Origin of the sequence: Cohnella suwonensis, assembly GCF_042655365.1 — a bacterium.
GTDB lineage: Bacteria > Bacillota > Bacilli > Paenibacillales > Paenibacillaceae > Cohnella > Cohnella suwonensis.
In genome coordinates this window covers 1-16,652 of sequence record NZ_JBHSMH010000071.1, presented here as the reverse complement: position 1 = coordinate 16,652, position 16,652 = coordinate 1, and the positions used below count along the sequence as shown (strand labels likewise).

Sequence of the window (16,652 nt, the reverse complement as noted above, 5' to 3'; positions counted from 1 at the left end):
TCGTCGTCATTGCCGTTGACCTGCCGTATATTTAAATCATAGATCAGCATAACTTAGCCCTCATCTATTTAATAGGTGGGGGCTATTTGACGCTTACATTGAAACCGGGAGTATCTTTGTGTGCGACAATTCGCCGTCGATGAGAAAGGGAAGGAAACGACGTCGAATTTTTACACGGAAGAGCAGTTTATAGCGGTTTTTACAAGTGACAAGGAGGAGACGCTCACTAAGTGTAGTTTCGTCTGCTCTGAAGATTGCGTGCTTGTGGTGGGAAATCTGAACGAAGAGGCGGACATGTTTGCTCAGTATGGCCAGCTCGAGAATATGACACGCCGGATGATAGAGCATAATGCCAGCACGGTCAAAGACGATTTTGCTAGTTACATCTCGGCTTCGCCGGAGGAGTGGTTCAGACTGCTGTTGCAACAACGTCCCGACCTCCTTCAACGTGTGCCTCAGCATCAATTGGCAAGCTATCTAGGCATAACGCCGGAATCGCTTAGTCGCATCAAGCGGCGGGTGTTGCAAGGGACTACGATATCGTGAGGATTACGTTTCCCTTCTTGCGTACTTGATCTACATAGCTGTGAGCTTCGGCTATTCGTTCGAAGGGAAAGCAAGTATCGATTACCGGTTGCAGATGTCCGAGCGAGAGAAGTTCCCCGAGAAAATCCAGATCCTCCTTGTTGGCTTTTGCAAACCCGGCTAATATCGTCACGTATTTGCCGTTTTCCGTTAACACTCTTGCGCAATCCGTCCTTGATTGTTTCCCCACGGCGTCGAATATGAGATCATACCGATATATAATGAGGAAAAGATTGTCAATGTGTTTTCTTATAATCGTTTTTGGTATTATGGGTAGTGATTGACCAAATGGACATCGTATATGTTGATTTTGATGGAGTCGGGTGGGAATATGACGGCGTCAGCAACCAAGTCAATACTGGCTGTTACACGATGTCCCACCGCTGACCCAAGAAATGTAACAGCAACATATTTTATCTTACTTCGGATACTTGTGTGAATTTTCGTACAAAAGTGGGCGGTCATCGCAATTAATCAACCATTTTGTATGATTTTCCGTACAAAAGTGAGCATACCCCTCGACGCCATGAATACCGATATGCAAAAGTTGCGACTATGTCATCATCATTCTTCTTAGTAATGCCCGAAACCCGCGTTGCTAGCTATCCTGCCTAGGCCACTTCCATGCAGTAAAGATAATTAGTAACGTAATTACCGTAACGAAGAAGGCCATTTCCATGCATACCAGATAATTAGACAAAGAAGAGCGACTTCTACAACAGCGCCAAACACCATGTGCACCCAAGCCTCTCCTGTCAAATTAAACAATGTATAGGGAATATACACCGCGGCAATAATGATATTTGCCCGGCGATTTACTTTAGCCGGCAGGGCAACAGAAAGGAAAATCATAAGAGCTGGAATTGTTACAAAAATCAGTGCTATCAATAGAAAGACATATGAAATGTCAAATGTAAATACTTTTCCTGCCAGAATATCTTCTATTTTGCCCGGCATATATAAGTGGAAATAATCAACATAAATATAGAGAAACATAAAACTCGCCCACAGCGTAGCAATCTTCAGTTTCGAACTGACTTTGATGTCTTCCAGTGCATTTTGTGCTTTATTTTGTGTATTCATATTAATCTCTCCTTTAAGGTTATATGGTTTCTCTTGCCTACAACCTTAGTCTAAAGGAGAAGTATAAACACCCTCGAAAGCAATTCTAAAAATTTTCTAAAATATAACATTTTGAGGGTTCATGGGTTTTGCCGCTCATCAACAAGTCCATCCACATCCATTGGTGGTTTTCGGTTCAGCATCTATGCAAACCCTTTTCAAGTTGCGGATTCGCAACGTAAAGTTTCGGGAAGCCCTATTCGTCACATTTTATCGGACAATGTTCTTGTCATCCGACAATTTATGGGAACGAATCTCACTGAATCCGGGTTGACTAGGTAGTAACGCCGAATCCCTGTTTCAATCGCCTTTTCTTCCGGTAGCAATTCCTCATACCCGACAAAAATGCCCGAAAGCCGCCCTATAACGGCCGTGCGCTTAACGCTGCCTCGAATCTCCGCCTCCTTTCCGTGAACCGGATACCTGGCAGTTCATCGAACGGCTTCACCATGCACCAGAAGCAGCCGCCTGCGAATATGGCGACTTCAACACGATAATTAATGTCATTAATCATCGTCGTCCCCCCATCTCATCCACCCTCATAGAACAGGGGGCCAGCGGCTCGCCTTTAGCGGTTCAAGAGCTATGGATACAAATACTTTCGTCAATTCTGCTGCACTATCCTGCCTGTTGTCGTTGCGTTATCGTTCCCGTTAGCGTAATCATTCCTAATTTAAATTCGGTTGCTAATCAACGCCAGACGTGCAAACATGCTCCTCGTTGAATACACATCGATGGGAGCTTTCTTAAGTGACTTTGACTAAAGGCCAGATTAAGGTTTTGAGAGTATCGGCGTAATGCAGAATCGGAGCGGTTGAAGTCGTTACATAACGGTTGAAATCCGAATGCATTTCATTTGTTTCTAATTCCGCCTCCGCTCGTTGAAGAGGCCAAGGCAAATGATGAATTTCACCGCGGTACAGAATTCCGCCATGGGTTGTATATAAACAATACCTTTCTGTCAGCCATTCGTCGATGGAGCCGGGAGATGCCCGATAAACGTTCGATATCGGCGCGTAGGAGCCTGTAAATACTGCCTGCGGTGCGAAGCGGCTAGTTCGCTCACTTCTATAACTCCAGCCAACTCCCGATCTCTCCATCCCCATCCTTGCCCGATAATAGGGCAAATGAAACACTCCTCTGGCTAACGCCACCGCCATCGGATTCGTAACATCCAAGCTGAAGAAGTAAACTCCCGGCTTTTCATCCCTCACTACGTAAGTACGCACATTAATTTCTGGAAATGCGGACAAATAAGGAACTGCTGGCAGCCATCTTGGGCGTATACCGCACATGTGGAATGGTACGATCCCGATCCACGCATAGCCGTCATACGTGTCGAGCGGTAGATGCTTTGGCAGATGCACCTTCATGATGTCCAGCGGTACCGGCCAATGAGCGAAAAGCAACCTCTCCCATGTCTGGGTCATGATCCAAGGACCGGGAGACAGAGGGTATGGCCTATGTTCAGTATGTTTAAGCAAATCGTGCACTGCCTCGTGTCAACTCCTCATAAATGATTTTGTGATCATCGTAGCAAGATCATAAAAGTTTGCAACATTTGCGCAATGAAAGCTAAATGTATTCGATAGAGTGGTTGTTTTAGGTAATCGGTCAATGCGGACTTCATTCGGATTATTATGTTCTTGTCATCCGACAGGTGACATGAAGAACGATTTCTTGTTGTTTATTTATCGCGTTCGCCCCCTATCCTTCATTACGTCAATGACTGCCTTTTTCGAGTAAAGGCAGCCGAACTTCGAACAACGTGCGAACGGCATCGCTTTGAGCTGATATCGTTCCTTGATGCTGCTCCACGATATTTTTCGCGATGAACAGGCCGAGGCCGGTGCCCCCTTCTTTTTGCGTCCGGGCCGTGTCGCCCGTATAAAACATCTCGAAAACGTTCGGCAGCTGCTCCTCGGGTATCCGATCATCGTAATTGATCACTTGAACGACGGCTTCGCCCCCCTCCGTATGCCCCACTATATCGACGTAGCGGCCGTCTTTGCCGTATCGGCAAGCGTTCGTCAGCAAGTTTTCGAAGACGCGCGCGAGCATGTCGCCGTCGCCCATCACCGTCAGATGAGGCGCAATCCGCGTCCGCGATTCGAGATTGTTTTTCTCGAAAGCGGGGTACATTTCTTCATTTAATTGAGCCAGCAACTCGCCTAAGTCGATCGGCTTCCGTTCGACTTCCAACTTCCCGTAATTCATCCGGGCTACCTCAAACAGCTCGTCGATCAGCTTCTCCAGCCGTCGCGCTTTCGTAAACGCGATTCCCGTAAAATGATTCCTTTGCTCGTCGCTCAACCTTTCGTTCTGCAACATGTAATCCAGATAACCAAGAACGGATGTCAGCGGCGTTCGAAGATCGTGGGCCAGATTAAGCATCAGTTGCTCCTTGCTGTTTTCCGCGAAATCTCCTCTCTCCAGCGCCAAACGCAGCTTTTCGCTCGCCAGGTTCATATCTCGTGCAATCGTCCCGAATTCATCGTCGGATTCAATGCTTACCCGGTTATGGAAATTTCCGCTGGCCAACTGATGGATTCCGTTCGAAATTTCGCGAAAATAAGTTGCGTATCTCTTCGTTAGAAGATAAAAAAAATAAACCGACAACGGGAGAAAAATAAGCATAAAAAAGTTGACGTCGCCAAACAGTTTAAGCATGACACGATACTTCGTCGTGGGGTCTTCCCACCTCGTCGTTCGGTAATAGCTTTGCAGCGCTTTGTAGATGGTATAGGTGATCGTTCCTGAAATGAGCATGCTTAGTCCGAACAGCAGGATCATCGTCGTCCGGAAGCTGCGAGATGTTTTAACCATTGAACGAATAGCCGACCCCCCATGCGGTTTTGATCAGCTTGTTTTGATTTTGGTCTTCCCCGAGTTTTTTGCGAAGCGAGCGAATGTGGACCATAACCGTATTGTTGCCTTCGAAATACGCTTCGCCCCAAACCTGTTCGAAAATCTTTTCCGAGCTGAACACCTTCTTCGGATGGCTCGCGAGCAGTAGCATAATATCGAACTCCTTTGGCGTGAGTTCGATTTTTTTGCCGTATAAAAAAACCGCGTGCTCATCGGGGTAGATGACGAGTCCACCCGCTTCGACGGCGGCTTTACCGCCGGCTGACGCCGAAGAATTGAACCGGATCGCCCGCCTCAGTTGAGCGTTGACCCGAGCGACGAGCTCCATCGGATTAAACGGCTTCGTCACGTAATCGTCCGCTCCGCGGATCAAACCGGCGATTTTATCGAGGTCAGTCGATTTGGCGCTCAAAAAAATGATGGGCAGGTGGGACTTCTCCCGGATTTGCGCCGTCGCCTCGTAGCCGTCCAGCTTCGGCATCATAATGTCCAGAATGGCCAAATCGACCGGATTCGTCTGAATGGTTTGCACCGCTTCCAGTCCGTCGAAAACTTTGATGCAGCGGTAACCCTCTTTCAGCAGGTGCAGTTCGATCAGATCGGCGATTTCCGGCTCGTCGTCCGCGATCAGAACGGTGATCGGTTTCACGCTTTACCCCCTTTTTTTGCCTAAAGTCGTGATTTTATTGTAACTGATGAGGATGCAGCCAAGCCACCCGCCGAAGGCATTCAGTATGAGATCGTCGACGTCGAAGCTGCCGATGGAGAGCACCGCTTGCCAGCCTTCCAGGAGCAGGCTGAAGGCGAAAGCATAGAATACCGTGCGAGTCTGAGCCAAGCGATTGCTTTTGAGTACGAAAGGAAGCAGCATGCCGAACGGCACGAACACGGCAATATTGCCGACAAAGTTAAGCAGGCGTTGATCCGTGCGATCTTTCAGCGCGGCGTAAATTTCATGAAATGGGATGAGATTGCCCCGTTCGATATCCTGCGCGATTAAGCGCGGATTTTCCAAGCTTATCTTTAGCCGTTGCCAAAGGAACATCGGATCGGCGGGGTGCATTTTAAACAAAACGATCTTCATGATCACCCAAATGTAAATAGCCAACAACGTCCAGACGGCAACAACTTTTATCGAAACGGGATGCTTCATGGACGATCCTCATCATCGGGGCCGGTATCGACGGTGACGATGACGCCGTCCTCGTTGTTGCCGGAAATCTCGTAGCTGCCGGAGACCGGCACCCGGATATTCTCGTCCTCGGAGATCGGAAAATAAAAGATTTCGTACGTGCGGCCTCCGAACGTCGCCCGGATCGAATGTTTTTTCAAATAGGCCAAATATTGCTCCAACGTCAAATCTTTCTCCTGCATGACGGCACTGTGCGGCAATCCGACATAGCGGAAATGCCAAGGCTCGTACATGATGCCGGTAACGGCCGTTTTGTCTTTCGGATATCGCAGAACGAAGCCGAATTTCCAGGCGTTGTCGGCCAACCATCTGCCTTCGGGCGCTTGATTCATTTCGGTCAGAGACGATCCGATATCAAGGGACATGCCTAGGTTATGCTCGCTGTGTCCAGCCGGCATTGCGCGTTCGGCGCCCATTTGCTCGTAAAGCTCGTTTTGTTCGTCTTCATCCCGGTAGCCGCTGCTGATCAGAACATGGTCGACCCTGTCTTTGGCCGCGGCACTCACCATCTCCGTGAACTTTCGGGTCAAATCCGGCGATAATCGTACGGTGTCGTCGAGCAAGCCGAAGCCTTTTGTCAGTTCTTTGTGCTCGAACAGATTCACGGCCGGCTCTCCTCCTCCTTCCGGAGGAACGGCGTGGCCCCGGTCGACGAGCAGCAAGTTTCCTTCGTAGATTTGCTCCTTCTTTACGTGAATCGAAAGGCCGACTTCATCCGGTGTCTGCGCCGGAGCTTCCGCCTTGTCTTGTTCGCCGCTTCCTATCGCATCATATTGTTCGTTATCGAGTCCTTGGATCCCGCAACCCGTTAATAGTAAAAGCGCCGCCAGCGCGCACAACCGTTTCTTCATTGTTTTCTTCCTCCCTGCTCTTACTGAGCTTAAGAATAAAGAAAACAACTAAAAAAGAAACAGCGAAAAACTTAAAAAAATTCTTAAATTCATGAAGGTCTCTCGCCATTTCGGCGAAAATACGGGGAGAAAGTATAGCCCGTTCTATGCGGACAGACGATTTTGCCGGCAAGGTTCGTAGGCAATCGGATAGGAAAAGCCAACCAGAAATCTCTGGCTGACCTGATAATAAGAAAAGCCCGCGATTTACGCGGACTTCATTCAAACAATGTTCTTGTCAACCGACAACTGTCTAATCTTCTACTGCTGCGATGATATTAAAACGTCGGAAATCAGCGGGATGCGATATTGTTAGGCCAAGTTATAGTTTCTTGCCTTTGCCAGAAATGATTTTCAGAGTTCCGTTCTCCGGTTTTACGAAGTAGTTCGAGCTATAAGTACTTATGACACGTTCGCCGTCTTTATTCTCCCATGCTTCGATGAGCACGGAGACTTCAGCGGATTCTGAAGTTGCGGAATTGACGGCTATGCTTTCGACGGTGACGCTCAACGTATTGAGATATCCTTCACGGAATTTATCGTATGAAGTTCTGGATTGCCAATCGCTTCCCAGCAAGCTGTACGCAGTCACGTAGTCGAGCCCGTTCAAGCTTTCATAGAAATAATTAACCAAATACATAGCGTTCTCGGTCATTAAATCTTTAGTATACCCTTCCACGGAGCCTGCTTCTTCGCTTGTAGAGCCAGCGGCGAGCTCCTCGTCAGGATGCGCGCTCCAGTCTTCAATCATGGCTGCTACTTGGTGATAAGGGATTGCATATCCGATCGTTCCGATCTCTTCGCCTGCCGAGTTGATTCCGATGACTTTGCCTGTGCTTTTCATTACAAGCGGTCCCCCGCTGTTCCCGTGGGTGATTGGCGCGGAGATTTGATAAACACCGCGATACTTTGTCTGCTCAAGATCGAAGTCCCGGTCCACTCCGCTAATAATACCGGTGGTTACCGTATTTTCCAATCCAAGCGGACTGCCGAATGCCATAACCTCGTCTCCGACTTCGGCTTTCGTTACCTTGTCGTAGGCTAACGGTTCTTGGCCTGCTAAAGCATCGACGCGCACGACGGCGACATCCTTCTCTTCATTCATTCCGATGACCTTACCCGAATAGAGACTTGTGTCGCTGCTTTTCACCATGACATTGACCGCGCCATTCACGACATGAGCGTTAGTGACGATGTCGCCTTTGTCATTATAGAGGAATCCGGAGCCGATACCGGTTCCATCGGAATAGGTCGCTTGAATGGAAACTACTCTCTTTTGGCTTTCGCGGATCAATTCTTTCAAATCTTTCGTTTCGTTAGATTTGTCCGAAGCATCGCCTGGCACGCTCAACTTGGAATCTGCCTGGACGACGGGGGCATTCCAGCGGTCGTTCAATTGATATGCGGCGAATGCCCCGCCCGCTAGTATGCACACGGAAATGGCCGCACTTATCATTGTTTTCATCCGATTGATTCAGCCTTTCTCATCTAATTAATGTACCACTCGAAATACGTGACATTGACGGAGGCTATGCTGCCATCCGAATAATGATAATTGTATGCGGAGCTCGATTCGCCCACATCTAGGACATCAGGCTGCACATAGCTTGAACTGCTATCCATAATGTTGCCGTACTCATCCAATAGATCGTAATAGATGAGAATGCTGCTGATCGGACGCGTGGCGACATTTTTCACGTTGATCTCCACATTGAAGTAGTCGGTACCTTCCTCGTAATATCCGTCGGCGAAGATGAGCTCGACCGCTGCCGTTTTGTTTATTTGATCCTCCAGCGTGGCAGCCTCTCTCGCTTTCTGAATCCTCTTCGTCTCTGCTTCCTCGAATTTCTTCTTTTGGGCTTCGATCGTTTTCTTGAGCTCGTTCAACTTCGTACTATCGCCATCAAGCTTCAAACCTTCTTCAGCCGTATCCAAGGCGATGCTGAAGTTGTTGCTTTTCAATTCCGACATCGCTTTCTCGTGAGTGAGATCAATGAGTTTGCCCTTGATTTCCTCGATGGCTTGAACAGCTTCTTTGCTGTCATAATCTTTAATGGCATTAAATAAAGGCATTAATTCTTCGATCTTATCCTTAGAAGAAGCATCATGTGCTGCCTGGGCTACGACAATATGCTCTTCTTGCTTGTCGGCATTTAACGCAAGAAGTTCGATCAATGGGCCGCTTCGGACATTCAATTGCTCCTGAAGAGTATGGATCGTCTTGCCCGCCTCGTTATATTTCTTAACCTTTACTTGCTGCTCGGTATCCTTCAATGTTTTATCCATCGCAATGACTTCGGTTAGCAAAGCTTGATCCTTGAGAAGAACCGAGTGCTCCGGCCTTTGCTTAAGCGCCTTCTCGATCGCTGCGAGACTTTCGCTCCATTTGCCCTCCAATGCAAGAGCCTCTCCCTCCTGCAGTAGATCCTCTACATTCCGATTGACGCTCTTCTGGTAGAAGTATACTCCAGCTATCAGGGCAACCGATACGATCAGGCAAACCAGCGGCATTATCCAATGAAGCGGACGAAGCTTGGTCTTACCAGCCGTAGCGGCATTTCTCTCAATGGCATGTTGGATAGGGTTCGATGATATCGACTGTACCTGCACTGATTGTAGCTGCTGCACAGACTCGGCTGCGGCGGCGGACTCTTGAACCAGTACATCGAATTCTTGTGTGGGTATAGCGGGAACCGACGTTCCGCAATGGTTACAGAACTTACTTTGATCACTGAGCTTTACTCCGCAATGACTGCAAAACATGATAGCTGCTCCTTTGCCCGTTCGATAATGCGATTAATGCGACACGAAATAGTATTATTCGACAGCAACTCTATATCTCCTGCTTTTTTCCAAATCGGGCGAACTTATAAATGCATGAACCTATCCAAGTAATATGATTTAGTTCAATCCAAAAATACGAAAAAAAGATCGCATTGCGTTTTTGAGATAAAACTGTCGAATGATTTCAACACACCTATTAGAATCTCACGTGATAATTGATTGGTCTTTTTACTCAATGAGGAAAACTCTTCAACAACTTCACCACTCTGAGTAGTTGCTTCACCTTCCGATCGGTTTCATGGCTTCCGCTCTCGCCACGAAAGTTCTCGACATTATCTCGACAACATTCTAGTTACAATGATATTTTACATATATCACTTTGGAAATATGAACCAACGAGAATAGAGGTTGAAAATTGCGATTTTTCAAGCGAACTTGGGTCATTCTACTTCTATTTGCGATAGCCATAACCGCGATCCGTCTGCCTATTTATTACATCCAGAAGCCGATCGAACAACCGCATGCCAAGCAAGGCGTCCTCGATCTACGCGGGTGGACGATACCGCAAGACCGTACCATTTCACTGGACGGCGAGTGGTTATTCTATCCGTCGCTGTTTCCGACTCCGGGGACGAACGGCGCGGCGATGATCCGGCCCGCGTCGGAACGAACCTTCGTTCGGGTTCCCGGCGCATGGGACGAAGCTTTCCCGAACGGCGGCAATGGCGGATTCCGATACGGCACGTACCGTATGAAGATCTTGTTGGACGACCATAAGGATAACACGTTCAGATTGCGCGCGTCCGAAATCGGCAACGCGTCCGCCATCTATGTAGACGGTCGGCTTGCCGCGCAGGCCGGTAGTCCGTCGGCGCTGCCCGCGTCGCATCAAGCCCGCAAAATTCCGTTAAAAGCCACGGTCCATAAGCATGACGGTGTCATCGATATCCTGATTCCGGTCTCGAGCCATGCGGGGGCAGGCGGCATTATCAAAACGATTCGATTCGGAAACGCGCCTGCAGTAGATAAAATCGAATTCCTGTCCGCCGGTCAGCAATTGCTTCTATGCGTCGTGCTCCTGATCCATGGGCTTTATTCGCTGATGTTATACGGGCTTGGGGGCGCCAACCGGGGATTGTTATATTTCGCAATGATCATCGTCTGCGGGATCGTAAGCGTGTTGACGGTGGACGACAGATTGTTACTCGTATGGCTGCCTATGCCGTATGAATTAACCGTGAAACTCGCCTTGCTGTCGTATATCGGCGTAGCGTCTTTCATCCCCCCGCTGCTTAAACAGCTGTTCCCGGATTACGGCAGCGCCAAAGCGGTTCGCTATTTTGCCTTTATATGCACCGCCTCTGCCTTCTTTGTCTTGCTCTGTCCGGCATCGCTCACGTTGTCGTCGCTGCTTTATTTAATCGGGTTCCCGCTCGTGCTGATGATCGTCCTTGCGTTCTCGATTCTTCGGCCTGCCGTTCGCAAGCAGGAAGACGTTATATATTTGCTGCTGAGTTGCTTCAGTCTCGGGAATAACATTGCATGGACGGTCGTCGGCAGTCGACTTATATCGTTCGAAGTCATGCATTATCCTTTCGATCTCATCTTTACCGTGTTCGCATTCGCCGCATTCTGGTTCAGGCGTTTTTTCCGTTCCGTGGAGCGGACGCAAGAGTTGACGCAGCGACTGCAGCGGGCCAACGACCGGAAGGACGAATTCTTGGTCGCCACTTCGCACGAATTACGCAATCCGCTGCACGGCATTTTGAACATCGCGCAGAACATGATGGACGATGCGCTGCTTTTCGGGCAAGAAGCGCAACGCCGGAAGTTGGATGTTCAGATAGCGGTCGCCCGGCGGATGTCGCTCATGCTCGACGACTTGCTGGATGCCGCCAAGCTGCGGGATAACAAAATCCGCCTGGACGTCGAGAACGTCCACGTGCAGTCCGCTGCCGCAGGCGCCGCCGAGATCGTTCGATTCGTGTTTACCGACAAGCCCGTCCCCATCGTCATCCGGATCGACGAAGACTTCCCTGCCGTCCGCGCGGACGAGAACAGGCTGATGCAGATTTTGTTCAATCTGATCCATAACGCGATGAAATTTACGGAAAAAGGAGAAGTAACCGTCTACGCCGAGAAACGGGAGAAAACGGCGCTCATTCATGTCCGGGATACCGGCATCGGAATCGACGACGAGACGAAGCGCCGGATTTTCCTCCCCTATGAACAAGGGGACGCCGGAACGGTCGCGGCGTATGGAGGGTTCGGTCTCGGACTGAGCATCTGCAAGAGCCTCGTCGAGCTGCACGGCGGGGAACTGAGCGTTACTTCGTCTCCCGGTCAAGGCGCCGTCTTTACGCTTACTCTTCCGCTGGCCGAGGAAAACGGGTTTCCCGCCTCGCGGCCGGCTTCAGCCTTGCTCAGCCACGGCGAAACGACGGCCGGCTCCGAAAAATTGATCTTCGGTACGAGAGCGAAATCCGAGCCGGCGCATCGGCCTTCGATCTTGGCGGTTGACGACGACGGCCTGAATTTGCAAATCTTATCGGAGATGCTAGGAGGGCAATACGTCGTCGCGACGGCGCGAAGCGGCTCGGAAGCGATCGCTAAACTGGACGCGGCCGCATTCGACCTCGTCATCTTGGACGTCATGATGCCCGGCATGTCCGGTTACGAGCTTGCTCGGAAGATCCGGGAACGGTTCTCCGCCTTTGAACTGCCCATTCTTCTTCTCACCGCCCGTGCCCGTGCGGAAGATATCGCCGTTGGTTTCAGCGCCGGAGCGAGCGATTATCTTACGAAGCCGGTCGATGCGATGGAGATAAAAGCGCGGGTGCGCGCCTGGACGGAACTGAAACGTTCCGTCGAAGAACGGCTGCGCATGGAAGCCGCCTGGCTTCAAGCGCAAATTCAGCCGCATTTTTTGTTCAACACGATCAATTCGATCGCCGCGTTGGGGAATATGGATACGGCCCGCATGCAGGCACTGCTTGAACATTTCAGCAACTACTTGAGGATGAGCTTCGATTTCAAGAACGCCGACCGCGACGTGCCGATCGACCGCGAGCTTGCGCTAGTCCGCCATTATCTCTATATCGAGAAAGAGCGATTCGGAGACCGGATCGAAGTCAAGTGGGAGCTGGAATCCGGTCTGCATTTCCGACTGCCGCCGATGTCCATCCAGACGCTGGTCGAAAATGCCGTGAACCACGGCATCCTGCGGCGAGCAAGCGGCGGAACGATCACGATTCGTCTCTCCCAATACGAGACCTCCATCGCGGTGTCCGTCAGCGATAACGGCGTCGGCATGGACGCCGAAAGGCAGCGTCAGTTGTTCGATCCGGCGTACGGCTTGCCGCAAGGCATCGGCCTCCGCAATACGGATCGACGTCTCAAACAGTTGTACGGCCAGGGTCTCAGCATCCGCAGCGCGCCGGGTCACGGTTCGATCGTCGGGTTCCGTTTGCCGAAGTCCTAACGGCATAAACCCGAGAGACACCCTTGTTTGGGATGTCTCTCGGATTCAATTATTTGGCAACGGTCGGTGACGACTCAACCCGACCTTCATTAATTAACCCCATTAAGTTTACATAATTTTTATTATGGCACATTTCGCTCGCATTCCCTCTCGAATTACAACGACAGATCGCTCCACCATTCCAATGTAGCCTTGCTCAAACAAGTCGTCGCAACCCAGTAATCGGTCGCGTCAATGAATCCATATATCGTGCATTACTTAGTTATTACATCAGTCGGTTCCTTATAAGGAATTCGACTTTTTTTAGTTTAAAAATAGCGTCGTTCGTATGCAAAATTCCTCTTTTCTGTAGCTCAAGCACGACCCAGCCGCCCGCTCGTTGAAATACGTCATCATGGACTGCCGGAGCGTCTTGGGACGACATGAGGTGTTCGCGATAACTTGTGCTCCAAAGCTTCTTTCCTGCCGCGCCCCCCTCCTTCTATCGCTCCACCAACCGCTTAACAAAGGCTGTCGGCAGCCTTTGTTTGTCGTTTATTCAGGTTCTTGACATCGTACAATGACAAGAACTTGATCCCATAACTAAAAAAGCCGCGATTTACGCGACTTCTAATGGGACAATGTTCTTGACTCCCCACACATGGTGTGGTCCGCGCTTTCCCTCAGCAATCTATGTCCGGTATATGACGCGAAATCCGTGGCTTGTGTTTGATCTGATATGCGACCGCAAGCTTGCTTATCACATGATGTTTCTCAATCGCCATGAAATCACCCGTTGCGCATTATTTTTTTTGCCCTTAAATATTTACGATAAAGTCTCCGGTCAATCTTCTTCAAGCCCTGGCAATCCGGTTTCGTATTGGCTTCGATAAACCAGATATTCCCTCTCTTGTCGATCCCCATATCCAAACCTAAAATTTTGAGCGGAAAATGGGATCCTAAAATTTGCGCAATTTGTTTGGATACATCAATTAAATTTCGAATGATTTCCGATCTATTCAATCGCTGATCGGTTCCTTTAAGCAATCTATAAAGGTTGTAGTCCTTTGCCCCCTTCGATACGTTCGTGACGACCGAGGACCTTCGGGGTGCAAGTTTGGCACACATTAACGTCGTGCGCCATTTGCCCAGGGGCTTTTGCAAGACAACCCTCACATCGAATGGACGATGCCGATAAGTTGCCAAATCAATTCCTTGTTGGATGATATATTCCTTATCCGGATTCAGCAATTCTTTAATTGCCGAATATACTTTATCTCGTGAGCGTAGGCTTGTGGTTTGTTTATAAGATATCTCAAACTCTTCAGCTCTAAGCCTCTTAACCCGGATGATTCCATTCCCCTTTCTCCCGACATCCGGCTTGATATAAACGAGGGAATAGGTTCGCAGCATTCTTCGAAGGCTAGAACGATCAAACCATTCCGTATCCGGAACATTATGTTTCATGATGGGATCATCCATAACGGCAAGTCCCTTTTTCATTTTGCTTCTAATAATTGTGTGTTTGATACGATCACCTCCTTAGGCGTCTTTGATAAACCCTTTCCGAGTAGCATGCAAGACAGGCATTTTCGAAACGATTCTTATTATTTTCACGTGTTCAATTTGCTCCAGTTAATGCGGTAAGGGACAACATTGTGTTAGTCAAACGTGTAAAAGCCAAGAAATCCGCAAGCCGGTCAGCGAAATGAAATAACCATGCCTTCGAAGTCTGGAACGGTTTTCCAAGCATGTATGACAGCTATATCCTAGAAAGTCGATCTGCTATCGAAATCAACAGGATATGAAGTCCGATCTCTTCAAGCACTCCACCTGTTACATTAGCTTATCTAACGAAAGGAGCATGCCAAATGGCATGCTCCTAAATCCGTTCTCTTCTTTTTCACGCTCTCTTTTTATACACCCTCATCGCAACGAAATAGGCTACGAGCAAAATCCCGACGCACCACGCAAGAGCGACCCATATGTCATTGCCTACCGGCTGACCTGACAGTAGCGCACGGATGGCGTTCACGATCGAGGTCACCGGCTGGTTTTCGGCAAGGCGCGAACGACCGACGGCATCGACTCGGTCGGCACAAAAGCCGAACCGATAAACGGCAGGAAGATAAGTGGATAGGAAAACGCGCTTGCACCTTCTATCGTTTTGGCAGATAGTCCGGCAATCGCCACGACCCAAGTTAAGGCCAGAGTAAACAACGCGAGTATGCCTGCTACGGCAAGCCATGGCAGTATTCCCGCGGACGAACGAAAGCCCATAACCAACGCTACGAGAATGATGACGAGAACCGACAGCATAGGTCAGCTTATCCATCGTCGCGCCGTCAAAGCAGACGGTTTTGAAGGCAAGGTAAGATTTGTTTGTCACGGAAAAAGGTAGACGGAATGACACGTTCTTGAGTGTCGCTCCCCTAAACGAAACGTCGTTCAGTGCAGACTTGTCAAACTTGACACCGATGAAGGTCTGCCCGTCAAAACGCATTCCTCGCAGGTCGGAATATTTGAAATCCACGCCAGTAAAGATACAACGATCAAAGATTGTTTTTCTAAGGTCGGTCTTGATTAGCGTGACGTCGGTCAGTTTTACGCCTGTGAATTTTGCTCCATCCATCCCCGAAACGCTGAAGTTGGTGCGTACAAGGATCGATTCATTGAAGCTCGCATCCGAAAGGTCTAGGGCATAAAAGCTACAGTCAGTCAGATTCGCGTCGTCAAATTTAGCTTCTCTCGCGTCGCTTGACTTAAACGAACTGCCGGTCAAGTCTTCGCCCGCGAAGTCGGAACCGCGTAACGCGCTAGCATTAAATTGTCCTTTATGCGCAATAACGCCCGCAAAGTCGCTCTGTGGCAAGTTGCTCGCGCTAAAGTTCGTCAGTACTTGCCTCTCCAGCGAGCGGGAGAGATTGGCGACCTCCAGTATCGTTTCCTCGATGTCGCCGATGCTCTCAATGGTCATTTCAAAAGCGGTTTCATCGTCCTTGCCTTCGGCCTTGAGTTCACGGAACCGTTCCTGCAAATCGGAGTGCAGGTCAGTCTTTAGTTCAGTGACGCTTTTTACTCCATCGTATGATGCGAAAACGCCATTCAAATAGTTGGTCAATTTCTCATTTATAATATCAAATCTCCTTATAATAAGTTTTCTAGTACGCGCTTTGAATACTCCCAATTGCTTTTGTTGCGGTCGTAAGTACCTTTGCCCTTTTCGGTAATCCTGAAATACTTGCGCCGTCCGCCCTGAGATTCATCACCCCAATACCACTCGATATCGCCGTCAATCTCAAGCCGTTTGACGCTGGAGTACATCGTAGCCTCCTTTAATTCATACTCGCCGCCCGAGTGCTCGGCAATCAGCTTGACGATCTCGTACCCGTAACGGTCTGCTTCGGATAAGAGCCGTAAAATCATCGTATCGGTATGCCCGCGTAGCAGGTCGGATGTTATTTTGTTCTCGCTCATCTAATCACCTCCACACTTGAATAATACGACACACTACTATGTCTGTAAAGGTAGTGTTATAAAAATAATACTTCGCCTAAAATTGATGCATATTCAGTCAGTAACTTTATGAAATGCCACGGGGCAGCCGTACGTTTAGTGCTCCGCACGGATCACATGCAGTCCCTATCGTAGAGTAGAGTAGAGAACTGAAATTTCATTGGAGGGCGGAAGCCCTCCTTTTACTTTCCCAGCTCCCCCTTCATCAAACCGGACGTGAGGTTTTCCCTCATCC

The 16,652-nt window shown here is 49.1% G+C and carries 13 protein-coding genes and 3 pseudogenes; 2 read left to right on the top strand and 14 right to left on the bottom strand.

The window, feature by feature from the left end:
* Positions 1–120: 120 nt before the first annotated feature.
* A complete protein-coding gene (locus ACFPPD_RS18445; protein ID WP_209751724.1) occupies positions 121–546 on the top strand; it encodes a Crp/Fnr family transcriptional regulator in 426 nt (141 codons plus the stop codon).
* Here the strand turns inward: ACFPPD_RS18445 and ACFPPD_RS18440 are convergent.
* The 10 genes and pseudogenes from ACFPPD_RS18440 to ACFPPD_RS18395 all read right to left on the bottom strand — a co-directional run bounded on the left by ACFPPD_RS18440 (position 533) and on the right by ACFPPD_RS18395 (position 9,420).
* Positions 533–718 carry a zinc-binding dehydrogenase gene (locus tag ACFPPD_RS18440; protein ID WP_378082814.1) on the bottom strand — a complete coding sequence of 62 codons (186 nt, stop codon included), beginning with the start codon at positions 716–718 and terminating at the stop codon, positions 533–535. The genes ACFPPD_RS18445 and ACFPPD_RS18440 overlap by 14 nt on opposite strands.
* Before the next feature lie 518 nt (positions 719–1,236).
* Complete coding sequence (locus ACFPPD_RS18435) at positions 1,237–1,668, bottom strand: DUF6326 family protein (RefSeq protein WP_209751720.1); 432 nt, start codon at positions 1,666–1,668, stop codon at positions 1,237–1,239.
* A 454-nt stretch (positions 1,669–2,122) separates the two neighbouring features.
* Positions 2,123–2,221 (bottom strand): annotated as a pseudogene (locus ACFPPD_RS18430) (peptide-methionine (S)-S-oxide reductase); the annotation flags it as partial.
* Between the two features lie 232 nt (positions 2,222–2,453).
* Positions 2,454–3,137 (bottom strand): YqjF family protein, encoded by a 684-nt coding sequence (locus ACFPPD_RS18425; RefSeq protein WP_209751717.1) that lies wholly within the window; start codon positions 3,135–3,137, stop codon positions 2,454–2,456.
* Positions 3,138–3,429: 292 nt separating this feature from the next.
* A complete protein-coding gene (locus tag ACFPPD_RS18420; protein WP_209751715.1) occupies positions 3,430–4,533 on the bottom strand; it encodes a sensor histidine kinase in 1,104 nt (367 codons plus the stop codon).
* Positions 4,526–5,224, bottom strand: coding sequence for a response regulator transcription factor (locus ACFPPD_RS18415; protein WP_209751712.1), 699 nt, complete (start codon positions 5,222–5,224; stop codon positions 4,526–4,528). Before ACFPPD_RS18415 ends, ACFPPD_RS18420 begins: the two co-directional genes overlap by 8 nt.
* 3 nt (positions 5,225–5,227) lie before the next feature.
* Complete coding sequence (locus ACFPPD_RS18410) at positions 5,228–5,728, bottom strand: VanZ family protein (RefSeq protein ID WP_209751710.1); 501 nt, start codon at positions 5,726–5,728, stop codon at positions 5,228–5,230.
* Complete coding sequence (locus tag ACFPPD_RS18405) at positions 5,725–6,618, bottom strand: M15 family metallopeptidase (RefSeq protein ID WP_209751708.1); 894 nt, start codon at positions 6,616–6,618, stop codon at positions 5,725–5,727. Before ACFPPD_RS18405 ends, ACFPPD_RS18410 begins: the two co-directional genes overlap by 4 nt.
* A gap of 361 nt (positions 6,619–6,979) precedes the next feature.
* Complete coding sequence (locus ACFPPD_RS18400) at positions 6,980–8,122, bottom strand: S1C family serine protease (RefSeq protein WP_209751706.1); 1,143 nt, start codon at positions 8,120–8,122, stop codon at positions 6,980–6,982.
* Between the two features lie 23 nt (positions 8,123–8,145).
* The gene (locus ACFPPD_RS18395; RefSeq protein ID WP_209751704.1) at positions 8,146–9,420 is read right to left on the bottom strand and encodes a zinc-ribbon domain-containing protein; all 1,275 of its coding nucleotides are present in this window, start codon (positions 9,418–9,420) and stop codon (positions 8,146–8,148) included.
* 436 nt (positions 9,421–9,856) lie between these two features.
* Here ACFPPD_RS18395 and ACFPPD_RS18390 point away from each other — a divergent pair, with 436 nt between their 5' ends.
* The gene (locus ACFPPD_RS18390) at positions 9,857–12,922 is read left to right on the top strand and encodes an ATP-binding response regulator (protein WP_209751702.1); all 3,066 of its coding nucleotides are present in this window, start codon (positions 9,857–9,859) and stop codon (positions 12,920–12,922) included.
* 768 nt (positions 12,923–13,690) lie between these two features.
* Here ACFPPD_RS18390 and ACFPPD_RS18385 read toward each other — a convergent pair.
* The 4 genes and pseudogenes from ACFPPD_RS18385 to ACFPPD_RS18370 form a co-directional block, all read right to left on the bottom strand.
* Positions 13,691–14,383, bottom strand: a complete 693-nt coding sequence (locus ACFPPD_RS18385; protein WP_209751700.1) for a YheC/YheD family protein — start codon at positions 14,381–14,383, stop codon at positions 13,691–13,693.
* Between the two features lie 421 nt (positions 14,384–14,804).
* Positions 14,805–15,217 (bottom strand): annotated as a pseudogene (locus ACFPPD_RS18380) (ABC transporter permease); the annotation flags it as partial.
* A pseudogene (locus ACFPPD_RS18375) lies at positions 15,213–16,034 on the bottom strand (pentapeptide repeat-containing protein); the annotation flags it as partial. The pseudogenes ACFPPD_RS18380 and ACFPPD_RS18375, both read right to left, overlap by 5 nt.
* A gap of 14 nt (positions 16,035–16,048) precedes the next feature.
* Positions 16,049–16,378 (bottom strand): PadR family transcriptional regulator, encoded by a 330-nt coding sequence (locus ACFPPD_RS18370; RefSeq protein ID WP_209751698.1) that lies wholly within the window; start codon positions 16,376–16,378, stop codon positions 16,049–16,051.
* Between the last annotated feature and the right edge of the window lie 274 nt (positions 16,379–16,652).